The sequence below is a fragment of the Megasphaera sp. AF13-6AC genome, from assembly GCF_027685385.1.
In the GTDB taxonomy this organism is placed as follows: Bacteria; Bacillota; Negativicutes; order Veillonellales; family Megasphaeraceae; genus Megasphaera; species Megasphaera micronuciformis.
Window position 1 is genome coordinate 1 of record NZ_JAQCUN010000071.1, and the last position, 6,731, is coordinate 6,731.

Genomic DNA, 6,731 nt, shown 5'->3' on the forward strand with positions numbered 1-6,731 from the left:
TAAGAGAAAAGATATTTTTCGGCTATTTTCATACATTTTTTCAACCTTGCCGCAAGCAAAGCGCTGTTGTAATTCTTTTACCTTCATCTTCACCCCTCCTTATGGCTCTTATTGTACACTACACACTGAACGACTCTCAACCAAGGCATCATGTATACCTGATGCTCATACTTGGCAAGATTCTCGCCAATAGTATATGATAAGTATATATACAAAGATACAATTTGCTTTATATTTACTATACCAGCCTTAACGTAACGGGGCTGGCTTCGTTATACAAATACTGCAAGCGAAGAACAAACACCTCTGAACCATGATTACTTTCTATAGGAGCTAGAATGAAGAAGAATGCCGCACCTGCGTTAAAAGAACAAGTATATAAAACTGTCAAAAATCGGCTTCTCGACCAAACTTACAAAGATGGTCAAGTGTTAACGGAAAGGGCTTTGGCTGAAGAGTTATGCGTTAGTCGCACACCTGTTCGCGAAGCTATGAGGCAGCTTCAAAAAGAGGGTTGGCTTCGTTATATCCCTCGCAAAGGAATTGTCGTCCGTCGTCTTGACGAAAAGAATTTGACCCACATTTTTCAAATTCGCACGGCTTTGGAAGTCTTGGCTGTCCAATTAGCCAGTACGTCAATTACCAAGGATCAGCTGGAACTATTACGGCTTCTCGTAGAACAACAGAAAAAGTTAATCCATCATAAAGATCCGGCGTATAAGGAGTTTATTTTCAGTGACACGGAATTTCATAATATCATTATTGCTTCTACGGGAAACACATTACTTCGTGTCCTCGTAGAAGAAATTCGAGATAAAATTCGTCGTACGGGTATTAATTCTCTATACAGCCACGCTAACCGGGTGCAAGAGGCTGCCGATGAACATGCGGCAATTTTAGATGCTTTAAGTGACGGCAATACTCAAGAAGCCGTACGCATGATGGAAGAGCATCTGCGTATTTGCTACACGTCCGCATCGTCTTACATTGCGACGGAAGCGGGAGATGATTCCCTATGACCGCTCAGGATGTAAAAACCTTTTGCAGGACTTTAGGACTCACTGCCGTAGGCATTGCAAGTGCCTCATTACCGATACCGCCCATGCAAGGAGACATTTGTCCTTTAGCCTCCGGACGCGGTATCGATCGCTATGACCCTTGCCGGTTACTGCCTTTATGTCGGTCTATCATTGTTGTCCTCTTCCCTTATTTTTGCGGCTATCCGAAAAACGGGAATTTATCCTTGTACACTCACAGTTATGATTATCATACAATTATACATTCTTATTTAAACCGTATAGGGCAGTTTACGAAAAAGGCCTTTCCCGGCTCGTCTTATTATCCGGTAGTAGATACATCACCGTTGTCCGACCGCCATTTGGCCGTCACTGCCGGCCTCGGTTTTATCGGCGACAACGGTTGTCTGATACATGAAACCTACGGCTCTTACTGCTTTATCGGTGCCGTTTTAACAACAGCCGCTTTAGAGGTTGACGAGCCGACAAAAAAAGAGTGTCTCCACTGCGGCAATTGCGAAAAAATCTGCCCGGGCAAATGTTTTTCAGGATCAGCTTATAATTTTGCCACATGCAAATCTTACTTAACTCAAAAAAAGGGCGACCTTACAGTCCAAGAACAAAAAATTATCGCTAAAACACCGTATATTTTCGGTTGCGACGAGTGTCAGCGAGTCTGTCCTCACAACAAGAATATTCCCGTAACCCCCCTTGCTGACTTTCGTACGGATCTCTTATCTTATGTAGATGCCCGCTCCTTCAAAAATCTCACAAACCGCCAATTCAAAGAAACCTATGGAAAGCGAGGCTTTTCTTGGCGCGGAAAAGCCATACTCATTCGAAACTTTACTTATATAGAACAAGAAAACACGCCCGAATCAAAAAAATAATTCGGGCGTGTTTTTATTGCGGCACTTCGCTATGTCGAGTATCCAAGTTCATAAATAATGTATACTCACCTTTAAAGTACAGTCTGACTGTACCGGTAGGGCCGTTTCGATGCTTAGCCACAATAACTTCCGTAATATGTTGGTCTTCCGTCTCTTTATTATAGTAATCTTCCCTGTACAGGAAAGAAACGATATCCGCATCCTGTTCCAAAGCACCCGATTCTCGCAAATCACTGAGCATAGGTCGCTTATCCTGTCTGCTTTCAACACTACGGCTGAGCTGTGACAAAGCAATAAGCGGCACCTTCAGCTCTCTTGCCAATGCTTTCAGGTTTCGGGATATGTCGGAAATTTCCTGTTGCCGACTTTCGGCATTTTTCCCTTGCATAAGTTGTAAGTAGTCAACAATAATCAGGTCCAAGCCATGTTCCGCCTTAAGGCGTCTGGCTTTGGATCTCATTTCGCCGACGGATATCCCCGGCGTATCGTCTATATAAATAGGTGCATCATATAATTTACTGCAAGCTTCTGTCAGTTTCGTCCACTCTTCATCCGTATTCAACTGCCCGGTCCTCAGCTTTTGTGAGTCTACATGGGAAATTTGACACAAAAGTCTATGAACCAGCTGTTCTTGAGACATTTCCAACGAAAAAAAAGCAACGGTCTTCTTTTGACGAACACCTACATTTTGTGCAATATTCAGGGTGAACGCTGTTTTACCCATACTGGGGCGAGCTGCCACCAACACAAGGTCCGACGGTTGCAAACCTGAAGTCAGCATATCTACATCTTTAAATCCTGTCGGCAGACCCGTAAGCCCTTCCTTGTTTTCATACATTTTCGTAATATGGTCCAAGGCTGTACCTACAACCTCTCCCACAGAGGCAAAATTGCCGTGTTTACGACTATCACCCAGACGTAAGATCTGTTGTTCCGCCATATCCAAAATATCTTCTGTCGATTTTTCGCCGTTATAAGCATCGGCTGCCACGTCCGTACAGGTTCGAATAAGCTTTCTGCCCAATGCCTTTTCAGCCACAATACCGACATGATATTCAATATTGGCCGCTGTAGCCACCAGATTCGGTAAAGATAAAATATACTGTATACCGCCTGCTTCTTCAAGCTTTTTCATGCGTCGCAACTCTTCATCGAGAGTAATAACGTCAACTTCTTTATTGGCACGATTAAGGTTTACCATGGCTTCAAAAATAAGCCTATGTGTATCCCTATAAAAATCTTCAGCATCCAATTTTTCCGTTGCCGCAATGACGGCACTGCGGTCAATCAACATGGCTCCTAAAACGGCCTGTTCCGCTTCCACATTTTGCGGGGGTATGCGCTGTTCCATATAGCTCTCCTATTCGACAAAGAGGAGACTCATGACCTCCTGAATTGTCGTAACGGCATGAATATTTAGATTTAAGTGATGTTTCGTAATTTCATCCTTGTTTTCGGCAGGAATAATCATGTCTTTCATTCCGGCTCGAGATGCCCCGTAAGCTTTTTCGAAAATACCGCCTACAGCACGAACCTGTCCGCTCACGGATATTTCACCCGTAACAGCCGCGTCTTGACGCACCTTTTTCCCTGTAAGTGCGGAAATGAGAGCAACCGTAACGGCCGTCCCCGCCGACGGGCCGTCAATTTGGCCGCCGCCGACAAAATTGACATTTATGTCGAAGTCGGAGATTTCCTTTCCCGTTACGGCCCTAACGACAGCCGCCGCATTAAATAGCGAGTCCTTTGCCATAGAGCCGGCCGTATCGTTAAAACGAAAATACCCTTTCCCCGCTTCACGGGCCGGAAATGCCACCGCCTCGATTTCTATGACCGAACCTAAATACCCGGAAACACCGAGCCCGAAGACCTTTCCCGCTACCGGAAGGGATGACGCTTTTTCCGCTGCATACGGGATAAAGTGACCGATTCTTACCACATGCTTGGCGTCTTCAAGAGTAATAACCGTATTTTCTCCCGATCCTTGCTTATAAACGGTATACCCGTACATATCGGCCAAAAGATTAATCGCCTTACGCCCTTCGACTGTAAATTCAGAAATATATTCAGCCACGCCGTCTTCCAAAGATACTGATAAATCATGAGCCGCGTTGCGAACAATAGCCTGAATATCCGTTCCGTTCAAAGGCTCAAAGTACACTTCCGCACAGCGAGAGCGAATGGCAGGATTGATTTCCTGAGGACTACGAGTCGTCGCTCCGATTAAAATAAAGTCTGCCGGAGCTCCCTCTGCAAAAAGTTTGCGAATATAAGCCGGTACTGCCGGGTCCGATGCATCATAGTAAGCCGAATCGAACTTTACGCGCTTATCTTCCAATACCTTCAACAACTTATTCAATAAGAGCGGATCCATTTCACCTATTTCATCGATAAATAAAATACCGCCGTGGGCATCCGTTACCAACCCCGGTTTGGGTTCAGGTATGCCCGTATCAGCCAAATCTCGACGTGCCCCCTGGTAAATAGGATCATGAACGGAGCCGATAAGGGGATTCGTCATATCGCGGGCATCCCATCTCAAGGTTGTTCCGTCCGTTTCAACGAAGGGTGCGTCAACCGAAAACGGAGTATACGGAAGTTTCTTCGCCTCTTCCAAAATAATGCGGGCAGCCGTGGTCTTACCGACTCCGGGCGGCCCGTATAAGAGAATATGTTGAGGATACACGGAAGCCACCTTACTGCACATGGCTTCGACAGCTCGTTCCTGGCCGACAATACGCTCCATTTTCTGAGGACGTACCTTTTCCATGACCGATGCGGCCAGTTTTACCTTATCCAAAGATTCCAACCGTTCCAGCTTTTCCTTCGTCTGCGGGGTCTCCACATCATGCAACTCTTCTTGTATAAGCTGCATCTTAATTTCCTGAACATATTCCTGCTGCTTTTCATCCATCCGTCTGGAAATCTTCTTTTCAAGACGCTCTTCTACAGCCTGACGAGCCAGCATTTCAGCCAATACATTTTCCAAATCGTTCAAAACGTCTACGACCTCATCATCTGTAGGTACTTTGTCATAAGATGAATCTTCATATATAAGACGTTGCAACCCTGTCAGCCGTTCGCGCGGATCTTCAGAGTGGATATAGGCCAATGCCGAATATTTCCCGGCACGAAGCACCATTTTTTCCGGCCCCATAAGTCCCGTAAAAGCACCATACAGTACATTTACCTGACGTCGAAGTTCGTCTTCCGCCGTCGGTTCCAAATATTTGTGGCGCTGCAACAGTTTATCCAATAATTCTTTCATATAATTATCCTTCGACAATATGTACCTTAATGACCGAAGTAATGGTCGGATGTACCCGGATTGTCACTTCAAACGTCCCCAGAGCTTTAATGGGTTCCTTGATTTCTACTTTTCGCTTATCCAGATCAAGGTCATATTGTTTTTTCGCCGCATCACTGATATCTTTCCCCGTTACGGCGCCGAAAACTTTACCTCCTTCACCGATACGCACGGGAATCGTCAGTTCCACTTTCTTCAACTCACTGGCTAAAACCAGAGCTTCATCCGATGCTACTTGTGCCTTATGGTCGGCCGCCGCCTTTTTCTGTTTTGCATCATTCAGATTTTCCGATGTACCGGGAACAGCCAATTTGCGAGCCAGTAAATAATTCCGGCCGTATCCGTCTGAAACTTCGACGATTTCACCTTTTTTACCGAGCTTTTTTACATCTTGCAATAAAATAACCTTCATATTATTCAGACTCCTTTTCTTCCGGAATTTCTTCCAGCGCCTTCCGAACGACTTCTTGTGCCTCTTCAATCGTAAGACCCTTCAACTGAGCACCGGCTACATTGCTGTGACCGCCGCCTCCCAAGACTTCCATAACACGTTGAACGTTAACTTCGCCCTTTGAACGGGCGGAAATACCGACAGTTTTTTCGGCCAGTTCGTAAAAAGTAAAGCTGGCTCTTACATTATTAAGATTGATCAACATATCGGCTAATTGAGCCGCCAACATAGTCGCATTTTCTTTTAAATCACCGCAATCAAGCATAGCCACGCCGTCTTCAATGGTTGCCTTTGCCAAGAGGCTTGATTTGAGCCGTACAGTAGCAAAATCGGAGCTGAAAATACTGCGCACAATTTCGGGGTCTGCCCCGCATCGACGTAAGTATGCGGCTGCATCAAAGGTTCGAACCCCGGTCTGGACGGCAAAATTTTTCGTATCCACAACAATTCCCGCATACAGAGCCGTTGCCTCCAAACTGGTCAGCTCCACTTCGTCTTGATAATACTGAATCAATTCCGTGACAAGTTCACTCGTCGATGAGCTGGATGTTTCCATATACGTCAATAACGGATGTTTAATAAAGTCTGCACACCGACGATGGTGATCAATGACGACCCGATTCGGCGTAATATCAAGTAATTTACTGCCTGCCGCCATATCTCCGCGATGTGTATCAACAATGAAAAGAAGAGACTTATCCGTACACAAATGCGCCGCTTCATCCGCTGTAATGAACAGTGAGTACAACTCGTCTTCCTTCAGTTGATCCAAAAGCGGGTGCACCGCATCCAATTGTTCACTGAGAATAATGTATACAGGTCGACCCGATAAGCGTGCCATATGGGCTACGCCGATAGCCGCACCTAAGCAATCGTAATCTTCCCGCACATGTCCTGTAATAAATACGGAATCACAGCCGTATACCAATTCTCTCATAGCCTGTGCCACAACACGTGCACGAACGCGCGTCGCTTTTTCTACGGACTGACTCTTACCGCCGTAAAAATGAGGTGTCCCGTCTTTTTCATAAACGACGACCTGATCGCCGCCTCGGCCGAGTGCCAAA

Annotated in this window: 6 protein-coding genes; 2 read left to right on the top strand and 4 right to left on the bottom strand. The window is 45.7% G+C overall.

The features are described from left to right. Positions 1 to 338 precede the first annotated feature (338 nt). Positions 339 to 1,019, top strand: coding sequence for a GntR family transcriptional regulator (locus tag PGX78_RS05095; RefSeq protein WP_270445690.1), 681 nt, complete (start codon positions 339 to 341; stop codon positions 1,017 to 1,019). Next, a complete protein-coding gene (locus tag PGX78_RS05100; protein WP_270445692.1) occupies positions 1,016 to 1,906 on the top strand; it encodes an epoxyqueuosine reductase in 891 nt (296 codons plus the stop codon). Before PGX78_RS05095 ends, PGX78_RS05100 begins: the two co-directional genes overlap by 4 nt. Positions 1,907 to 1,919: 13 nt before the next feature. Here the strand turns inward: PGX78_RS05100 and dnaB are convergent, their stop codons facing one another. The 4 genes from dnaB to PGX78_RS05120 all read right to left on the bottom strand — a co-directional run. Then, positions 1,920 to 3,257 (bottom strand): replicative DNA helicase, encoded by a 1,338-nt coding sequence (gene dnaB / locus PGX78_RS05105; RefSeq protein WP_006941282.1) that lies wholly within the window; start codon positions 3,255 to 3,257, stop codon positions 1,920 to 1,922. A gap of 9 nt (positions 3,258 to 3,266) precedes the next feature. After that, complete coding sequence (gene lonC / locus PGX78_RS05110) at positions 3,267 to 5,174, bottom strand: Lon family ATP-dependent protease (protein ID WP_270445695.1); 1,908 nt, start codon at positions 5,172 to 5,174, stop codon at positions 3,267 to 3,269. Positions 5,175 to 5,178: 4 nt separating this feature from the next. After that, positions 5,179 to 5,625, bottom strand: a complete 447-nt coding sequence (gene rplI / locus PGX78_RS05115; protein ID WP_006941288.1) for a 50S ribosomal protein L9 — start codon at positions 5,623 to 5,625, stop codon at positions 5,179 to 5,181. Between the two features lies 1 nt (position 5,626). After that, on the bottom strand, positions 5,627 to 6,731 hold a 1,105-nt coding region (locus PGX78_RS05120), incomplete at its 5' end, for a DHH family phosphoesterase (RefSeq protein WP_270445698.1).